Genomic DNA, 18,337 nt, shown 5'->3' with positions numbered 1-18,337 from the left:
GAGCCGTCATGAAAAAGTTTCGCAGACTCGCCGTATTAGCTGGGTTAGCAGGTCTGATGGCTATGCCGGCCGCAGCTGCTGACGTATCGTACACGACGGTATTGAGCGGCAGCGTCGTCAGCGTAGCCCCTGTCGGTGCAGCCGTCAAAGAGGGAGATGTCCTGCTTACGGTGAATTCCCTGGCCGGTCCGATGCCGGCTGCCCGTTCTGACAAGGATGGCGTCGTCAAGACCGTCCTCGTTCAGCCGGGATCACAAGTGCAGCAAGGCGCCGTTGTCGTCGTGGTGGAAACGAAATGAGATATACCATGATGAAGAAAGTCTCCGCCTTGCGGCGTACGTTGGGCCGGGTCTGTCTGACCGCGGCCCTTTCCTGTATCCTGGCTCTTTCGGCACAGGCACAGGAGTTCATGAATGTCAGTGAAGTCCAGCCGGGGATGACGGGCTATGCCAAGACCGTCGTCCACGGTACGACTATTGATACCTTCCCCGTCGAAATCTTAGGGGTCATGAAGAACAGCGGCCCGTCAGGGGACTTGGTCCTGGCCAAGTTTTCCGGGCCCCTCATTGAAGAAACGGGTGGCATCGCTCAGGGCATGAGCGGCAGCCCGGTCTATATCAATGGCAAACTGCTCGGTGCCGTCGCTTACGGCTGGTCCTTTACCAATTCCCGCGTCGGCATGATTACGCCTATCAACGATATGATCAAGCTCTGGAATGTGCCGACGAGAGAAGAAATCCGGCCTTTCAACGCCCGCGAATCATCGCTCATCCCCATTGCGACGCCGCTCATGACGTCGGGCTTCGACAGCGTGTCGACAGCGTGGATGCAGAGCAAACTGCCGGGCTATAACTTCATGCCTGTCGATACGGCTTCGGCCAGCAGCGACAGCACGGCCCTGCCCCTGGAACCGGGCAGCAGCGTCGCCGCAGCCTTCGTCAACGGCGATATGAAGATGGGTGCCATCGGGACGGTCACTTACGTCGACAACGACCACATCGTCGCCTTTGGCCATCCCTTCCTGAAAAAGGGCAGCATCAATTATTTCATGCACAATGCCTATATCTTTACAGTCGTCAATAACCTGTCCAGTTCCTTTAAGCTGGGCTCTATCGGTGCCGAAGTGGGCAAAATCACTCAGGACCGCGGCGCCGGCATCGGCGGCCAGTATGGCTATCTGGCACCGGGCATTCCCGTCGTCATCAAGGCCAGGGATACGGACACCGACACGGCCATGACCAAGCGCGTCAAGATCATCGAAGACAATGAACTGACTCCGGTCCTGGCGGCTACGACGGTGTACAATACGGTCAATAAGACCATCGACCGCACGGGCGGCGGCACGGCGACCTTGTCGTATACCATCCGCTCTTCCAATGGCCGTGATAAAGATATTACCCGGCACAATATGTATTATTCCGAAGATAACATCAATGAAAAGAGTATCGACGAGCTCTACAATGTACTGGATATCTTGAAACACAATGAGTTCATCGACTATCCTATCCTGGACATCAACATGTCCGTCGATATCACGCAGGCCTGCAAGTCGGCGACCATCGTCGATGCGTCGGCAGCGCCTGTCGTTGTCAGCCCGGGCGATACGGTCTATTTCAAGGTCAAGCTCCACCCGTACCGCGGTGTCGATGAAGTGAAGACCATGAGCTTCACCGTCCCCAAGAACCAGCCTCTCGGCGATATGGTCCTGGAAGTGCGCGGCGGCGGCGTCATTCCTCTGCCGTACCTCATCGAAAAACAGCGCTACAACCTGACTGACGAAATCGTCCAGCGCCTGCGCCATTATAAGGATTTCAATGAACTGAAGAAGGAAATCGAAAAAGAAGATGCCAACAATGACTTGGTCATCGAAATCCTCAGCCAGGGCGTCAGCATGATCAACGAAAGCGGCACGAAAGTGAAGAAGGAAAAGATCCGCGGCAAAGAACCGGGGACCAGCGCCAAGGATGTCATCAAACCGGACAAGCACAACATCGGCGATGAAAATCCGAACGACGCCAAATCTTCCATTCCGACACCGTATATCGTCAAAGGCGACGGTCAGATCACCATCAAAGTCGTCACGCCGGAAAAACGCGACGCTTATTTGGCCAAGAACCACAACATCAACGAAGCGAAAGCCGTCATCGGTGAAGAAACCGACGGGTCCTCGCAGGATGATGAATTGGTCAAAGCCGATAAGAGCAGCGATGACAACAAGGATACAACCAAGAAAGATGACAAGGGAAGCGACAAGAAACCCGATAAAGGCCAGGATAAGAAATCGGCTGAACCGATCCGCACCGTCGATCTGGATATGTTCCACTAGCCGTTCGTAGGGGACGCCCAAAGGGCGTCCCGCAGGCCGTAGGCCGCATGTCGCAGTCAGCAGCTAGCCACTAGCCACTAACCACGAGCCACGAGCCACTAAACAGGCGCTGTCTTCATATGACAGCGCCTTTTCCCTTGCCATTTTTCGCATAAAATGCTATTATTTTAGCTGTAGAAAACTCAAATTGCAATTTTAGTTTTCCTTATTTTCTTTCTCACAATTTAGGCACAATTGAATACAGGTGTTTTACATCCATTTTTAATGATGGTATAGTAAAGTAGTATGATACTTAAAGAAAGGACGGTCTTTCATGCAGGAAATTTTGGAAGGCATCGGCAGCTTTACGCTCCGTGTCTTTGAACAAGTCGGCGTCATTGCCATCCTCTTTGGCCAGACCCTGCGTCAGCTGCCAAAGATACAACGCCGCCTGACCCTTGCCCAGATGGCTCATCTCGGCGTTAATTCCCTGCCTATCGTCAGCCTGACCCTGCTCTTTGCCGGCATGGTCATGACCTTGCAGATCGTCGATATTCTCTTGCGCTATGGCGCCCAGTCGACGCTGGGCGGCGTCATGTCCGTCGCCATGGGCCGTGAATTAGGCCCTATTTTAACTGGCGTCGTCATGGCAGGCCGCGTCGGTGCAGCCATGACGGCTGAAATCGGGACCATGAAGGTCACGGAACAGATCGATGCCCTGCGCTGTATGGCCGTCAATCCCATTGCCTATCTCGTCGTACCGCGCTTTGCAGCCTGCGTCGTCATGGTGCCTATCCTGGCCTTTTACGGCTATGTCATCGGTACGGCCGGCGGCTACGGCGTGGCCACATTGGGCGCCGGGCTCACGCATTTCACCTATGTGAATTCCATCGAACTCTTTACGGAAGTCAGCGACGTCGTCTACGGCCTCATCAAGGCCATGTTCTTCGGCGGTATCATCGCCCTCGTCGCCTGCAATGAAGGCATGCATGCCCAGAGCGGGGCCGAAGGCGTCGGCCAGGCTACGACGAAGTCCGTCGTCACGTCGATTATTTTCATCTTTATCTGCAATTATATCTTATCGGTTCTATTGTATTGAGGAGTGCTATGATCCGTCTTCGCAATGTGACCGTCGCCTATGGCGACCGGGTCATACTAGACAACATCAATTTAGATATCCATCAGGGTGAAACCCTGGCCATCCTCGGTGCCAGCGGTTCAGGCAAGAGTACCATCCTGCGCCTGATCATCGGCCTGCAGAAGCCGACGAAAGGGCAGGTCTTCTTTCACGATGAAGACATTACTACCTTTGATGAGGAACAGCTGACGGCTGTGCGCCGTCATATGGGCATGGTCTTCCAGTATTCGGCCCTCTTCGATTCCATGACTGTCGGCGAAAACGTCGCCTTTGGCCTGCGCCAGCATACGAAAGACGATGAAGCGACGATCCAGCGCATCGTTGAGGAGAAACTCCACCTTGTCGGCCTGGAAGGCATCGAGGACATGATGCCCAACGATTTATCAGGCGGCATGAAGAAGCGCGTCAGCCTGGCCAGGGCCATTGCCCTGGACCCGCAGGTCATCCTCTACGATGAACCGACAGCCGGCCTGGACCCGCTGCGCTGTATGGATATCAACCGCCTGGTCGTCAGTATGCAGAAGCAGATCCATGCGACGTCGGTCATCGTCACCCACGATATGGACTCGGCCTTCTATGTCGCTGACCGCCTGGCTTATTTACAAGACGGGCGCTTCCGGCTCATTGCCGATAAGAAGACCTTTGCCCATACAGATGATGAGGAAGTGCAGCGCTTTATCCACGGCGGGCGTCTTCCAGAAGAAAGAGGGGATAGCCTATGAAGTGGAGTGCAGAAGCGAAAGTCGGTCTGGTCACCATCGTCGGCGTTCTCTTATTTACCTTTGTCGTCCTGACCCTGGCTCATGCCGAAATCTTTGGTAAGCCCGGCTTTGTCGTCCATACGGAATTCAAGGATGCCAATGGCCTGCAAAAAGGGAATTCCGTCCGCTATGTCGGCGTCCACGTCGGTAAGGTTGAAAGTGTAAAACCGTCCCGCGATGGCGTCGATGTGGCCGTGAAACTGGAAAAAGGGACGGAAATCCCCCGCGATTCCAAAGTGACGATTACGACGGACGGCCTGCTCGGCGAAAAAATCGTGGCCATTACACCGGGGAATGACAAGAATCATCTTCTCGCTGATGGAGATTACATCGATGGCACACAGAGCAAGAACATGGATGACATGATGGATAGTGCCGGCAAGCTCATGGGCAGTGCTGACGATATGGTCAAGAATATCAATGCCATCATCGGCGATGAAAAGACGCAGGCCGCTATGCGCGGTTCCATCCAGCATATCGACGATATTACCGGCAAGACGAGCCAGATGATGGATGCCAATGCCGGCAATATCCAGCAGATTACGGCTAATATGGCAGCCATGACAGCTCAGATGAACGCGTCCATGCAGAACCTCGACGGCGATGGCGCGGCTTCAGCTAACGTCCGGGCCACGGCGGCCAACATGAAGCAGATCACCGACCGCTTCGAGATCATTGCCCAGTCGATGGAAAAGATGACGACGGATCCGCAGACCCAGGCCAATATTCAGACGACGCTGAATAATACGGCCCAGATTACAACAAAAGTGAATAAGATACTCGGCGGCGCATCGGACATCAAAGTCCAGGGCGAAGCCGGACTCTTATATAATACGACGAAGAATGAGACCAGCGGCACTGTAAATTTTAAGGTGTACCGTGGCGATACGTTCGGCCTCGTCGGGGCAGAGAACATCGGCAACGGTACGAACCTCAACTTGCAGTACGGCCGCCGCGGCCGCCTGTTCGACACGCGGGCCGGACTGATCAACGGCGACCTCGGTGCCGGCTTGGACTTCTTCCGGGACGGGCCTTTCCGCTTGTCCCTGGAAGGCTATGATCCCGATGACTGGCGCTTCCGTTTGAAAGCCCAGTACCGCCTGACGCCGGATCTCTATCTCTTCAGCCAGTTCACGCGGCCCATGAGTCGCAGTGACGGTGGCAATTATTATGGTATTAGTTACGCTTTTTAGCAGATTATAGAAATAAACGGGGGTACCCATGATGAACAACAAACTGTACAAGAAATTGGTCATCGCCATGATGATTACGACCATAAGCGCAGTCGCCGCCGCTTCGGCAGCGGATACGACGGCTTCTGTCCGTCCTGTCGACTTAGCGCAGGCCGATGCGATCCAGTCCCGCGCCAAGGCGGAACAGCAGGAAATCAAGGCTGAAAAAGCTCAGCAGAAGAAAGCCGCCAAGGCCGAAGCCAAAGCCAAGAAGGCTGCCGCCGCCGTCCGGCCCGTAGACATTACGCCGGAACTGCGCGAAGAACTGGCTCAGAAAATCGCTGACGATGCCGCCAAGAGTGCTGAAAAAGCAGCGGATAAGCGGGCGAAGAACCAGGAAATCGATCCGGTCATCGTCATCGGCCGCGTACCGACCAATGGCACGGTCGATTTGAACCTGCCCAAGACCGTTCAGATGGCCCTCGATTACAACCGGGATATCAAGAATTCCCAGTACGCCCTGAAGAGGCTGAATACGCCATTAATCAAGCCCAGGCCGGTAAGAAGCCGACTATCGACTATACCTTTGGTGCTCAGCGCAGCCGGGCTACGGATGTTGCTACATATGCAAGTTCTGCTAGTGCAGGGACAAATGGTACGGCTCGGGCACTGAGAGATATTATGCAACGTCTGCATATGGATCCCAGTGCTTATGGAAGTGGTGGCGCTAGAAGTGCCAATAGTATCAGCAATGCTTTTTCTAATGGCATTTCCGTCAACATTCCGCTGTATACCGGCGGGCTCGTTGAAGGCCAGATCGATGTCGCTAAATTAGGCAAGACCAATGCCCAAGAAGAAATCCTGCGCGTCGAACAGGCGACGAAATATTCGGCTATCCAGGGCTATTATGGCCTCCTGGCTTATCAGGAACTGCAAGGCGTCTACCATGAAGCCGTCGACAACCTCCAGGGCCACTTGGATAACGTCCAGGCTCAGTACAACGTCGGCACCAAGGCCAAGGTCGACGTCCTCTCGTCTGATGTCTCCCTGGCCAACGCCAAGACGACGGCCATTACGGCAGACAACAACGTTGCCATTGCTGAATCGAACTTGAACAACATCCTCGGCCTGCCTTTGGAAACGAAGCTCAACTTGGCCGACCATCAGCTGCCCTTCGATACGTACAACATTTCCCTCCAGGAAGCGACGGACTATGCCATGAAATATCGGCCGGAAGTCCTCCAGGCAGCCATTGCCGTCCAGGAAGCGGAACGCAACATCGACATCGCCAATGCCGGCAATAGGCCGACTGTCGCCATTACAGGCGGTAATGATTGGGCTGACAACACCTTCCCAGGCATTGATGCTAATAAGAGAAGTTGGAAAGTAGCTGCTGGCGTCACCTACAGCTTATATGACGGCGGCGCGACGAAGGCTAAAGTCAACCAGGCCAAACAGGACCTCCTCGTCGCCCGTGAAACGGAACAGAAGACCCGCGAAGCCGTCCAGCTGGAAGTCAAGCAGGCCTACCTCAACATCCGCAGTGCCGCCCAGAAGGTCGAAGAAACGCAGACTGTCGTCGACCAGGCCCGTGAAAATTATCGTATCCAGAATATCCGTTACCAGGCCGGCGTCGGCATCAACCTGGACGTCCTCGATGCCCAGCTGAGCCTCAACGAAGCCCAGGTCAACCATATCCAGGCCCTGTACGACTACAACGTCGGCATTGCCAAACTGGAACAGGTCATGGGCGTCGATGTCGAATCGGGTGTCATCCATCCGTCTTTGACGGCGACGACATATCGGGGATAAACAGGGCTTAAAGAGATGATGACAGGTTTTTAACAATTTACAAGGGAAATATCCTATTTGTCATCTATTTCTTGATTTTCCTCAACTCCATAGGTAAAATAAAGAGAGAATTGTAACGTGCAATTCTCTCTTTTTTTGTATGCGGAGCTCGATTATGAAGAAAAAATGGATGGCTGCCTGTGGCGTCACGGCCTTTTTCCTGTCAGCAGGGATTGCCCTGTGGATGGAAAAACCGGCTCTGACCCAGATGGCTGGCCAGGCGATTACGACAACTGCAAACAGTAAATTGAACGGGACCTTGTCGTTTTCTTCACTGGATATATCCCTGAACGGCCAGCTGGTCATGGCCAAGCCAGTCATTAAAGATGCACAAGGGCGGGTCGTCATCGAAGGCGATGCCGTCCGGGTCTATGTCAATCCCGGCAAGATCATGACGGCTCTAAGGCAGGGCGAAATCCTGCAGGCCCTGGATACGGCCGATGTCGACGACCCCGTCCTGCATCTTTGGCAGAATGAAGACGATGGCACGTGGAATGTGGCGTCGCTCATCAAGAAGAATCAGGGTACGACCGATGCCGGTTTCCGCGGGGCCATCAATGTTCACAACGGGACTATCGACGCCCAATTACCGGACAGCACGGTCGTCACCGGAGAAAATGTCAACGGCAGCGTGGCCTTTGCCGACTATCCGTCGCTGGCCATCGATGCGTCCATGACCGTCGATGGGCAAAAGGTGACGGCTCACGGAAGGTATGCCTCGAACCGCCAGTATGATTTCACCGTCAGCGCCGACGCCGTCAACGGGACTTATGCGTCGTCATTCATCCCGTCGTCGGCCGATGTCGTCATCCGCAGCGGGACCGTCGAAAACGTCAAAGTACGCGTCGCGGACAGCCACAACGGCTTTTTCCTGTCCGGCCAGGCCGACGTATCTGACGGCCACGTCACCGTCCAGGGCCTCGAGGTAGACGGCCTGAAAGGCCATGCGGCCCTGACGAGCAAAGATATTACCTTATCGGACGTCGAAGGCCGTGTCAACGGCCAGGACTTCCGCGTCGGCGGGACTATTGTAACCAACGGCGACACGCCGGTATTCAACCTGAACGTCGACGTTCAGGGAGCCGACGTGACGGCCTTTGCCGATTATCTGCCCGTTGCTATCAGCGGGACAGCCGGTTTCAAAGGGACGGTCTGGGGGACGGCACAGGACGTGAATGCCCGCGGTACAGCGTCTCTGCACGATATGACTTATAACGGCTATACCGTCGATAAAGCCCAGGCAGATTTGATTTACAGTCAGAACCGGCTCGATATCGATTCACTGACGGCCCAGGCCTATGGCGCTTCCCTGAGCGGGAAGGGCGTCTATGACATCCAGAGCGGTGCCTATGAAGCCGATGCCGACGTAGACGGACTGGACCTCTCGGCCGTGCCCGGCGTGCCTGTGGCCGTCATGGGGAGTCTGTCGGCGTCGCTCCACGCAGCCGGCAACAGTAAGGATAACTCGATTATGGCGACAGGCCACGTGACGGCAGGGGACCTGTCTTATAATGGCCTGACTGTCGACTCGGCAGCCGGCGATGTGGCCTATGACGGCCGCGTCATGACCTTGCGCAGCGGTCATGCTGACCTGGCAGGAGGAAGTATCGACGTCAGCGGTTCTTATGAAGTGGACAGCCAGACGCCGCACCTGTCCTTTACCGGCCATGACCTGCCCCTCGACGCCGCTTCGCCTTTCGTGTCCCTTCCCATGGATGGGACGGCCGATTTGTCCGGCCACATCGACGGGCAGCAGTGGGATGTGGCCTTTAATGCCCGCAGCGGCCAGATCAAGGGCGTCCCCTTCGACAGCATCGACGGGACGGCCCGGGGACAGGGCAGCCGCATCGAAATCCCGGCCCTCTACTGGCGCCGCGGTGATGGGACCCACACCCTGCACGGCCAGGCGGACCTGGATGCCCGGACGATACAGGCATCGCTGACGACGGCGCATATGCGCATCGAACAGCTCCTGCCGGCTATCGGCAAGGCAGACCTGCCGCTCACTGGCTGGGCCGATAATACGATTACCCTCAGCGGCAGCCTGGATAATCCGACGGCTTCCGGCTCGTTCCGCCTGACCAGCGGATCCTATGCAGGCTACCTCTATAAGAATGTCAGCGCCGATTACCGCCTGGATAATGGGACAGTCTATCTCTCGAATGGCGATATTTCTTCTTACACGGCATCCCTGGCCCTGTCCGGTTCCATCGGCGATACGCTCAATCTCGATTTGATCGGGAAGAACGTCGATATTTCCCACCTGGTACCGCAGAACAAGACGCCGCGCAGCGGATCTTTCGACGTCCAGGCCCATATCGGCGGCAGCCTGGACAATCCGACGGCAGCCGGTTCACTGACGGCGGCCAATCTGGTCATCAACCACATGGCCCTGAACAATATCCACGGCGATTTTGCCTATTATGACAATATGCTGCGCCTGACGGACCTCCATTTCGCCCAGCTCGGCGGGACGTATGACGGCAATTTATTGTATAATACGAAATCGTCTCTCCTGCGGGGCCAGGCGACGGTCGTCAACGGCGACATTGCCGGTCTGCTCAAGGTCGCGGCCCTGCCAGTACAGGATATTGCCGGCAAGCTGAATGGCCAGGTCGACATCAGCGGCACAGGTGACAACCCGACGGTCTCCATGAAGGGGACCATCAGTGACACTTCTTTCGGCGGCCAGGCCGTCGAACCGGCTGACATCGACGTCCAGATGGAAAATGGCGTCGTCACCATCAACAAGATGGCCCTGAACATCGGCAGCGGCGTCCTGGCTGCCCAGGGGACGTATGCCCTGCACGGTCCGGTGAAATTGTCCGTCGCTGCCAAGCAGTTCCCGGCCAAGGCCCTGACCGACGTTTTGGGACATAAAGACTTCGTCGTCGATGCGCCTATCGACTTTGCCGCTGACCTGAGCGGTACAGGCGATGACCTCCAGGCCGACGTATCGGCCCAGCTGGGAAGCGGCACGGCCAACGGCATTTCCTTTACGGGCGCTTATGCCCTGTTCAACATCCGCAACGGCCTGATTACTTTGCAGCAGGCCAGCGGCAGCCGCGACCCCTATAAGGTCAGCGCACACGGTACCATTCCCGTCAGCGCCTTGTCTGGCGGCAAGACCGGCGAATCCATGGACCTTTCGCTGCAGCTCGATAACGCCGGCCTCGATGTCCTGACTTTCCTGACGCCTTACGTCACCGAAGCCGACGGTCCCATCCAGGGGGCCGTCAAAATCGGCGGAACCCTGGATGCACCGACGGTCAACGGCGATATTGCCGTCAAGAACGGCACCATCAAGTTCAAGGACACGGCTTATCCCCTGGCCAACATCAATGCTGACCTGGCCTTCAAAGGCCGTTCGGCCGTCCTCAGCGGCAGCGGTACTATGGATAAGAAAGGGAAGAAGAATCCCGGCAGCATCAGCCTTGACGGCAAAGCCGCCTGGAGTGGCCGCAGCTTAGATTCGTATTCCCTGGCGGCTGATTTTTCCGGCCTCTATCTGAACTGCCCCTATTACGACGGTCCCATCACGGGCTATGTCAACGTCACGCCTGGCGACGGGCGGCCTAAAGTGAGCGGCCTCATGCAGGTCGACAATACGACTGTCGACATTCCCCTGGCTCTGGCCAGCAGCAGTGAAGGGCCCGATTTGGACCTGGATTTCACCCTGACCCTGGGCAACAAGGTCCGTCTGTACAATCTGGCTCTGTACGACTTGATGGTCAATGGATCGGTCACCTTCCAGGGCAACCTCAATCATCCCCATCCGTCGGGCCGCTTTGAAGCGACGCGGGGGACCGTCCATTATTTGGACACCAATTTCCGCGTGACCAAGGCTAAGGCCGATTTCTCACGGTATGATTCCTTCCTGCCCTATGTCGACGCTGAAGGCTTCAGCCGCGTCGGCCAGTACAATGTCATGCTGACCCTGCGCGGTCAGGCGGACAACATGGACCTCATGCTCCGCTCCGACCCGCCCCTGACGAAGCAGCAGATCGTATCGCTCATTACCCTGCGCAACAGCGGCGGCCGCCCCCAGAGCTCCCTCAGCGAGGAAGATATGGACAGCCTCCTCGGATCGGGCATCCGCATGACCCTGAACAGCCTGGGCCTTACACAGAGCCTGGAAAAGGCCTTGTCTCTGGATATGCTCACCGTCACCAACGGCTCGCTGAACCTCAATGATAAGAATACCGATGTGGGCCGCAACTATTACAACATTGAAATGGGGAAATACCTGTTCAACGACTTCATGGTCACGGCGGCCTTCGGCATCAACCACGGCGACGACCGCTTCGGCTTCATGTATGACCTGGGCAGCAAGTTCAGCGTCAACGCCTGGACGTCCGACGACGACAGTTTCATCGGCGGTGTCTATAAGTATTCGTTTTGATTCCGTATATGGGGTCATGCCGTTGCATCCGGGGATTGATGGCAGGACGCCATACATACAGGAATAACGGGAAGGAAACATGTCCTGAAGCGGGCTTGCCACGTGCAAGCCCCTACAGATGGGACACAGGCCCATCCCTGTATATGTGTGGATACGCCATTGCCTTTGTAGGGGCGCCCACGTGGGGCGCCCGTCCCTATATATGTGTGAATTCCATTTGAATGAAAAGGTGGTGAAAGGCCATGTTAGACGATTATCTGAAAGAACTACAGCACATCACCCTGCTCCAGCCCGACGAAGAACGGGCCCTGTGGCAGGCCTATAAGGACGAGGGGAATCTGGAGGCCCGCAGCCGCCTCATCGAGCAGTACCAGCCCTTGGTCTTCAAAGAGGCCATGCGCTGGCACATCCATCGCGACATCCTGTCGACGCCCTGCAGGAAGGGACACTGGGCCTCATCGAAGCCGTGGAACGCTATGATTACCGCCGTGGCGTGGCCTTCCCGCTCTTTGCCGTCCACCGCATCCGCGGGGCCATCCTGGACTATCTGAAGCGCGAAGGCGCCGTCAGCGCCGTATCCCTTGACGAACCGGATGAACGGGGCGTGACGTTGCAGGATACGCTCTGCGATGAGCGCCAGGACCCTGTCGAAGCCACGAGCCGCCAGCTGTTGCTGGAAAAGGTCGGCCACGTCTTGAAAAGGCTGCCCGAAAAGGAACAGGCCGTCGTCGAAGGCGTGTACCTGAACGACGTGGAGCAGAAGCACCTGGCCAAGAGCCTGGACGTCAGCCTGCCTTACGTCTACCGCCTGCAGAAACGGGGCATCCGCCGCGTGCGCGGCATGCTCAGCCGGTTCATCCATGAGAGCCGCCACTAAAATTTTTTTACATTTTCTTAAAATTGACCCGTTTTTAGGTGAAAATAATCGAAAAATGCTGTAAAATATAGATTATGGCATGTTTTTGCGCCTTTTTGCCGGTATAAATTCATACGGCCTTTGCCGATTTTATAAGAGTATTCGTCTAGGCAGAAAGGAGAAGGCTGTATGAAACATTCCCAACGCGATACAGTTCACCGGGTCCGGGCCGTCCGGTCCTGGCTGGAAAAGGCCGAAGCCTCGTTTGATGAAGAGTCCGATATCAAGGGCGAACTCAATCTGATGCTGGCCGAAGCGGAAATGAAGAATTTGCGCAAACACCATCCAGTCAGCAGGAACTGGCTGCGGGCCGGTGCCATGGTCACGTCCTTCTTCCTGGCGCTGGGCGGCTGGTATGCCTTCCGCCTGACCGGGCCGGAAGAACGGCCACCGGCCGTCGAGGCCGTCGTCCAGGAGACGGCGGCAGGGAATGAAGCGGACCGGGACCCGGTGGATACGGCTGCGCCTGTGGCCGAGCCGGTCCCGGCAGGCAGCGTGCAGCCCCCTGTCCAGGAAGGACCAGCACCGGTGGCAGCATCTGCGCCGCCAGCAGCTCCTGCCGGAGACGAACCGCCTGTGCAGCCAGCCGCGACGGCTGCAGCCGTACCGGAACCGCCAGCAGCGGCTCCGGTACGGGTGGCAAGGAAGGCAGTCTTGTCGGACCGCCAGATACAAGCTACTGTACAAGAAGCACGTCATACCTTGCGCGGTACAGGTATTACGAAATAGATAATGGAGGATTTTTATGAATATGCGGAAGAAAAAACTTCTCGCCCTGATGGTAACCAGTGCGATGATGACGTGCCCTGTTTGGGCTGATGATACGACAGCGGCAACAGGTTATGAGTCGTCGGGCAGCCAGACGGTTACATCTGGCTCGGCAGCTGCTCCGGCGGATGACCAGAAAACAGCTGTCAATACGGTCGTAACCTCGCCCAATGATGAAACGACAGCCGATGCCATGAAAGCGGCTAAATCGGGCCTGACGGGCTATGAAACGGCAGAAGAACTGGCCGCCATTGCGGCTGGTAAGAGTCCGGCTGCAGTTCAGCAGGAAACAGCAGAAGCCGTCCACAAGGAAAATGAAATCCTCAACCCGGCTCCTGTCGATACGACGCCGCAGATTACGGGCGACAAAGTCAGCTACATGAGCGGTACCAGCGACATGCAGTTTGATACGTCCATCCCCGGCTATCCCCTGGCCGTCATCCAGGCCGGCCAGGACGTGGTCCTGCCTTATGGGGAAGCCGTTACCGATGCCGACTTGAAACCCTATGTCGACAAGGTAGCCACTTCCGTTACGGTCGGCCCCGTACCGGAAGCCCAGATTGAACAGAAACTCCTACCGCAGCTGGCCATGCGCGTCGGCGATGCCGTCAACATGGACTACATCCGTCACGACCTCAACGTCATCGGGGCGACGGGCCTGTTCTCGACGGTCAAGCCGTCCTTTACGACTGTACCGGAAGGCGTTTCCCTGAACTATACGGTCCAGATGAATCCGGTCGTCAAGAAAATCGACATCGTCGGCAACGAATCCCTCAGTACAGGTGATTTGATGAAACTCGTCGCCACGACGCCGGGCACGACGCTCAACACCGCCGTCGTCAGCCACGACGTAGCCAATATCAACACGGCCTTTGCCAATGCCGGTTATATGATGAGCCGCGTCTCCGATGTCCGCCTCGACGACGAAGGCGTTTTGCACATTGCCATTTCTGAACCGCGCATCGAAAATATCAATCTCCGCGGCAATACCAAGACCAAGAATAAGGTCATCATGCGTGAACTGCGCATGAAGAAGGGCGATATCTTCAACAAGAACGCTGCCAGCCGCAGTATCCAACGTGTTTACAACACGGGCTATTTTGAAGACGTCAACGTCCGCCTCCTGCCGGGCCAGCGCAATCCCAAAGACGTCATCGTTGAAATCGACGTCACCGAACAGAAGACCGGTTCGGTCACCATCGGTGCCGGTTACTCTGACTCCGACGGCCTGGTCGGCATCCTCGGCCTGGCTGAAACGAACCTGCGTGGTACAGGCGATAAGGCCAATATCAGCTGGGAATTCGGCGGCAACACGGATAGCAACAAGAACTACATCTTCTCGTATACCCATCCGTACCTCAACGATGCCGGCGACTCCATCGGCTTCAGCATCTTCGACCGCGAATCGGAATACGACGATTATGATGAAAAGGGCAATTCCGTCGCTGAATATGACCGCCGGACCAATGGCTTCAACGTCACGTACGGCCGTGTCCGCAGCGAATACGTCAGCGACTACGTCACTTTGGAAACAAAGCGGACGAAATACACCGATCACGATAGCGGGTTTAACTATAGAAACGATGCAAAAGACCCTGATAATAAAGGATATGATTTTGCGGGAATGGATTACTTGGGTAAGAACTTCGGCCGCACCAATAGCCTGACCTGGTCCCACGTCTTCGATAACCGCGACAACGTCTACGACCCGACGAAAGGCAAGCGCCTGTCCTTTACGGGCACCTGGGCTGGCCACGGCATGGGCGGCGACTTCGACTACTTCAAATTCATCGCCGAAAACCGCCTGTACTATAAAGTTGGCCGGGCCCACGTCATCGCCGTCCGCCTCATGGGTGGTATCGCCACCGGTGATATGCCCTACAACGACCTGTTCACCCTCGGCGGTGCCGACAACCTGCGCGGCTATGAAGACGATGAATTCCGCGGCAACAAGATGTACGAAGCGACCGTCGAATACCGCTATCCTATTGCCAAGAAGATCCAGGGCGTCGTCTTTACCGACGTGGGCAATGCCTGGGGTGGCGTAGAAAACATCCCCTGGTACCATGAAAACAATAAACTCCATTATTCCGGTGGTATCGGCTTCCGCATCACCACGCCGATCGGGCCTATCCGCCTGGATTACGGCGTAGGCCAGGATGGCGGCAAGTTCCACTTCAGCTTTGGCGGTAAGTTCTAAGACGATGAAAGGTCGTGGATGATGAAGATCCGCACTTATTTATTGACTGTCTTTGCCGTCTGTGCTAGTCTTAGTAGTGCTACAGCAGCATCGGTAGACCAAGTGACGGTCCATGTCGCCTCCGTAGAGGAGGCGATTCCGCCATTAGTCGAGAAACGCATTGCTGCCAGCATCCAAACTGTAGGGAACCACATATTCCTCAACCACGACAGCGGGGAAATCGTCAGCCGTCATGAAGAATACGAGCGAACCGTCAACGATATCATCAACCGCGTCCTCATAGGCTATACGGTGGAATCCCTTGCCATCCATCCCGGCAGCCGGACGGACCTGGATGTGCGCATCCGCCCCTGGGGCGATACGATCCGCAAAGTCCACTTTGTTATCGACTACGGCGCTCTGCCGGCGATGGGCCAGGCCCTGGTCGATAAGGACCTGGAACACGCCGGGGATATGGCTGAGAGCCTGCTCACGGGACTGCCCGTCGATGCCCTGGATTGGGCTAACGGCGCCGTCAAGTCGGTCCTGGAGAATGAACTGGAAGACCGGGTGCCGGAATTCTATCCGCACATCGTCATCCACGGCGGGCCCGAGACAGACGTCACGGTCTATATGCTGCCCAAGCTGCCTGTCGTGCGCAACGTCCGCGTCGCCATCAAGGGCGATGATGTGCCCAAGGTCATCTTCCTCAGCGCCCGCAACCATCTGGAACGGGACTACGCCGGACTGGACGGCCTGCCTGTCGCCTTCGTTAAGCGCCATGAGCGGGACATCGCCGCAGCCTTGCAGGAAGACGTCCAGCGTCAGTGGGTCGTCAAGAACTACGGCCTTCACGTGACGCCGTCCTTGTCGCTCGGTGAGGATACGACCATCGACCTTACGTCGAAGACGGCTTTTTATGACATCCGCGGCGGAGCCTATATCGACGCCGCCCGTGACCACAGCAGCGACGAAGATACGGTCCTCATGGCCCATCTGGGCCGCAAGATCGGCAGTCATCACGAAATCTACGGCGCCGTCAAGTTCATGCCGTCTTCGCTGGACTGGAATTTCATTCCCGGCTACTTTTACCGCTTTGCCGGCAGAACACAGGCGGGATACCAGTTCGAGAGCCTCGACGACAGCCAGCACCTGTGGCTGCGCCAGCCCTTAGGCGGGCGGTGGACCTTGCGCTACGACCGGGACCTGACGCATGACGATTCCGAAGTCGGCCTGCACTATCGCGTCGATGATTATGTCGGTTTGGAATATATCGTGTCCGACCACGATGCTTGGCTCCGGATTATCGGTTATTTGTAATACAAAAGGAGAAGTTTTATTATGATGTCTGAAATAGGTAAGAAACGCAATATCAAGATTTTTTCGGCTGTTATCGCAGCTATCTTCGTCTTCAGTGTCGCCGGCCTGGCTATCATGCAGACGGGCAACCCTGTCAATGCGGCTCCGTCGAGCAACATCGGCGTCGTCGATACGAGCAAGATCATCACTCCTGATAATCAGGACGCCGTTGCGGCACAGAAACAGCTCCAGCAGGCTGGCGAAGACATGCAGAAACAGTTTGAACAGCAGTCGGCCGGCATGGACGACCAGCAGAAACAGCAGCTCTTCCAGAAGATGCAGGGCGAACTGGCTACGAAACGCCAGGAAATCTTCAAAGGCATCAAAGATAAAGTCGACACGGCTGTCAGCGATGTTGCCAAGACCAAAGGCCTCAGCCTCGTCGTCGACAAGAGCGTCGTCCTCTATGGCGGTACGGATATTACCGACCAGGTCGCTAAAGAACTGAACAAGAACTCTGGTTCCAGCAGCTCCGACAGCAGCGCCAACAGCTCCAGCAGTTCGGACAGCTCCAGCAGCAGTAACCAGTAAGGAGTCTTTATGAAACGGATATATGCGGCAGCCGGTGCCGCGGTCCTCATGGTCTGTCTCCTCGCCGGCTGGTGGTTCTTCAGCCACCGCAGCCAGCCGGCCCCGTCGACAGCTGCGACGCCGGTCTATGCCTATGCAGACCTGGAACACGTCGTCATGAGCCACCCGCGTTATAGCGAGTATCACCATTTAGAACTGGAATACAACGCTATGGTTGCCCAATATCAGTTTGAACAGTGGAACTATTCCCAGAAAGCTGCTGCCGAAGGGACGTCGGTCCAGAATTTTGCCGCTGCCGACGCCGCAGGTACGGCAGCCCTCGACCAGGAACTGCAGGCCAAAGTCGCCCTCAAGGAGAACGAGCTCAACAACCGGCTGAAACAGCGGTATGATTCGCTCGTCCAGGAAAAGAAGAAGACGACGCCTGTCATTTCCCAGGCCGACACGTTGAAAATCGTCAATCTCCAGTTGAAGCTGAAGACCCTGTCCCTGTCTAAAGAAGAACGGGCAGCGACAGAGGAACAGCTCCAAACCTTGCTCAAAGGCAGCCAGGCTGACGTCCAGGTGACCAACCGGACAGCCGATGAAATCGCGGCCCTCATGGCACCGGATAAGGCCCAGGCCAAGAAAGAGCTCGATGACTACGCCCAGCAGGTCAAGAAAGACCTGGAAGGACGCAAGGCAGACAACCAGCAGGTCTTCCAGCAGCAGCTGGGCGTCTTGCAGGACCGGCCGGAACCGGCTGTGTGGAACAAGGAATGGAAAGATAAACTCGATGCAAAAGAAAAAGAAATGAAAGATGTGAAAGACGCCATTATGGCAGATATCCGCGATAAAGCCGCCGATGTCGCCCAGGAACAGGGCTTTGAGATGATCTTCGCCAACTACGAAGGCATCGGCACGGCTACGGATGTTACCGATGATATTATTGCCAAGTTGGCATAACAGGAGGCTT

Annotated in this window: 15 protein-coding genes; all 15 read left to right on the top strand. The window is 56.2% G+C overall.

Annotated features, from left to right (window positions below):
- Nucleotides 1–8: 8 nt before the first annotated feature.
- The 15 genes from NM10_RS00460 (at nt 9) to NM10_RS00395 (ending at nt 18,327) form a co-directional block, all read left to right on the top strand.
- Complete coding sequence (locus tag NM10_RS00460; protein ID WP_020309663.1) at nt 9–299, top strand: hypothetical protein; 291 nt, start codon at nt 9–11, stop codon at nt 297–299.
- An 11-nt stretch (nt 300–310) separates the two neighbouring features.
- Complete coding sequence (locus tag NM10_RS00455; protein ID WP_020309662.1) at nt 311–2,326, top strand: SpoIVB peptidase S55 domain-containing protein; 2,016 nt, start codon at nt 311–313, stop codon at nt 2,324–2,326.
- A gap of 313 nt (nt 2,327–2,639) precedes the next feature.
- Entirely contained in the window at nt 2,640–3,404 is a 765-nt protein-coding gene (locus NM10_RS00450) for an MlaE family ABC transporter permease (RefSeq protein ID WP_020309661.1), read from the top strand.
- Between the two features lie 8 nt (nt 3,405–3,412).
- The gene (locus NM10_RS00445; RefSeq protein WP_020309660.1) at nt 3,413–4,165 is read left to right on the top strand and encodes an ABC transporter ATP-binding protein; all 753 of its coding nucleotides are present in this window, start codon (nt 3,413–3,415) and stop codon (nt 4,163–4,165) included.
- Nucleotides 4,162–5,397 (top strand): MlaD family protein, encoded by a 1,236-nt coding sequence (locus tag NM10_RS00440; RefSeq protein WP_020309659.1) that lies wholly within the window; start codon nt 4,162–4,164, stop codon nt 5,395–5,397. Before NM10_RS00445 ends, NM10_RS00440 begins: the two co-directional genes overlap by 4 nt.
- A gap of 28 nt (nt 5,398–5,425) precedes the next feature.
- Nucleotides 5,426–6,049: a type I secretion protein TolC gene (locus NM10_RS00435; protein WP_239639537.1), complete on the top strand. Its 624-nt coding sequence runs from the start codon at nt 5,426–5,428 to the stop codon at nt 6,047–6,049.
- Complete coding sequence (locus NM10_RS00430) at nt 5,950–7,188, top strand: TolC family protein (RefSeq protein ID WP_239639539.1); 1,239 nt, start codon at nt 5,950–5,952, stop codon at nt 7,186–7,188. Before NM10_RS00435 ends, NM10_RS00430 begins: the two co-directional genes overlap by 100 nt.
- Before the next feature lie 154 nt (nt 7,189–7,342).
- A complete protein-coding gene (locus NM10_RS00425) occupies nt 7,343–11,629 on the top strand; it encodes a translocation/assembly module TamB domain-containing protein (protein ID WP_020309656.1) in 4,287 nt (1,428 codons plus the stop codon).
- A gap of 242 nt (nt 11,630–11,871) precedes the next feature.
- Entirely contained in the window at nt 11,872–12,180 is a 309-nt protein-coding gene (locus tag NM10_RS14310) for a hypothetical protein (protein ID WP_239639536.1), read from the top strand.
- Entirely contained in the window at nt 12,096–12,506 is a 411-nt protein-coding gene (locus tag NM10_RS14305; protein ID WP_020309655.1) for a sigma-70 family RNA polymerase sigma factor, read from the top strand. Before NM10_RS14310 ends, NM10_RS14305 begins: the two co-directional genes overlap by 85 nt.
- A 168-nt stretch (nt 12,507–12,674) precedes the next feature.
- Nucleotides 12,675–13,274 (top strand): hypothetical protein, encoded by a 600-nt coding sequence (locus NM10_RS00415; RefSeq protein WP_020309654.1) that lies wholly within the window; start codon nt 12,675–12,677, stop codon nt 13,272–13,274.
- Between the two features lie 16 nt (nt 13,275–13,290).
- A complete protein-coding gene (locus NM10_RS00410; protein ID WP_020309653.1) occupies nt 13,291–15,513 on the top strand; it encodes a BamA/OMP85 family outer membrane protein in 2,223 nt (740 codons plus the stop codon).
- A gap of 18 nt (nt 15,514–15,531) precedes the next feature.
- Complete coding sequence (locus NM10_RS00405) at nt 15,532–16,812, top strand: hypothetical protein (RefSeq protein ID WP_239639535.1); 1,281 nt, start codon at nt 15,532–15,534, stop codon at nt 16,810–16,812.
- Nucleotides 16,813–16,833: 21 nt separating this feature from the next.
- Nucleotides 16,834–17,382 (top strand): OmpH family outer membrane protein, encoded by a 549-nt coding sequence (locus NM10_RS00400; RefSeq protein ID WP_020309651.1) that lies wholly within the window; start codon nt 16,834–16,836, stop codon nt 17,380–17,382.
- Between the two features lie 9 nt (nt 17,383–17,391).
- Complete coding sequence (locus NM10_RS00395; RefSeq protein WP_020309650.1) at nt 17,392–18,327, top strand: hypothetical protein; 936 nt, start codon at nt 17,392–17,394, stop codon at nt 18,325–18,327.
- Nucleotides 18,328–18,337: the final 10 nt, after the last annotated feature.

Source organism: Megasphaera sp. NM10, assembly GCF_000417505.1.
In the GTDB taxonomy this organism is placed as follows: domain Bacteria; phylum Bacillota; class Negativicutes; order Veillonellales; family Megasphaeraceae; genus Megasphaera; species Megasphaera intestinihominis.
The sequence above is the reverse complement of the archived record's forward strand: the minus strand, read 5'-3'. Positions and strand labels throughout refer to the sequence as shown.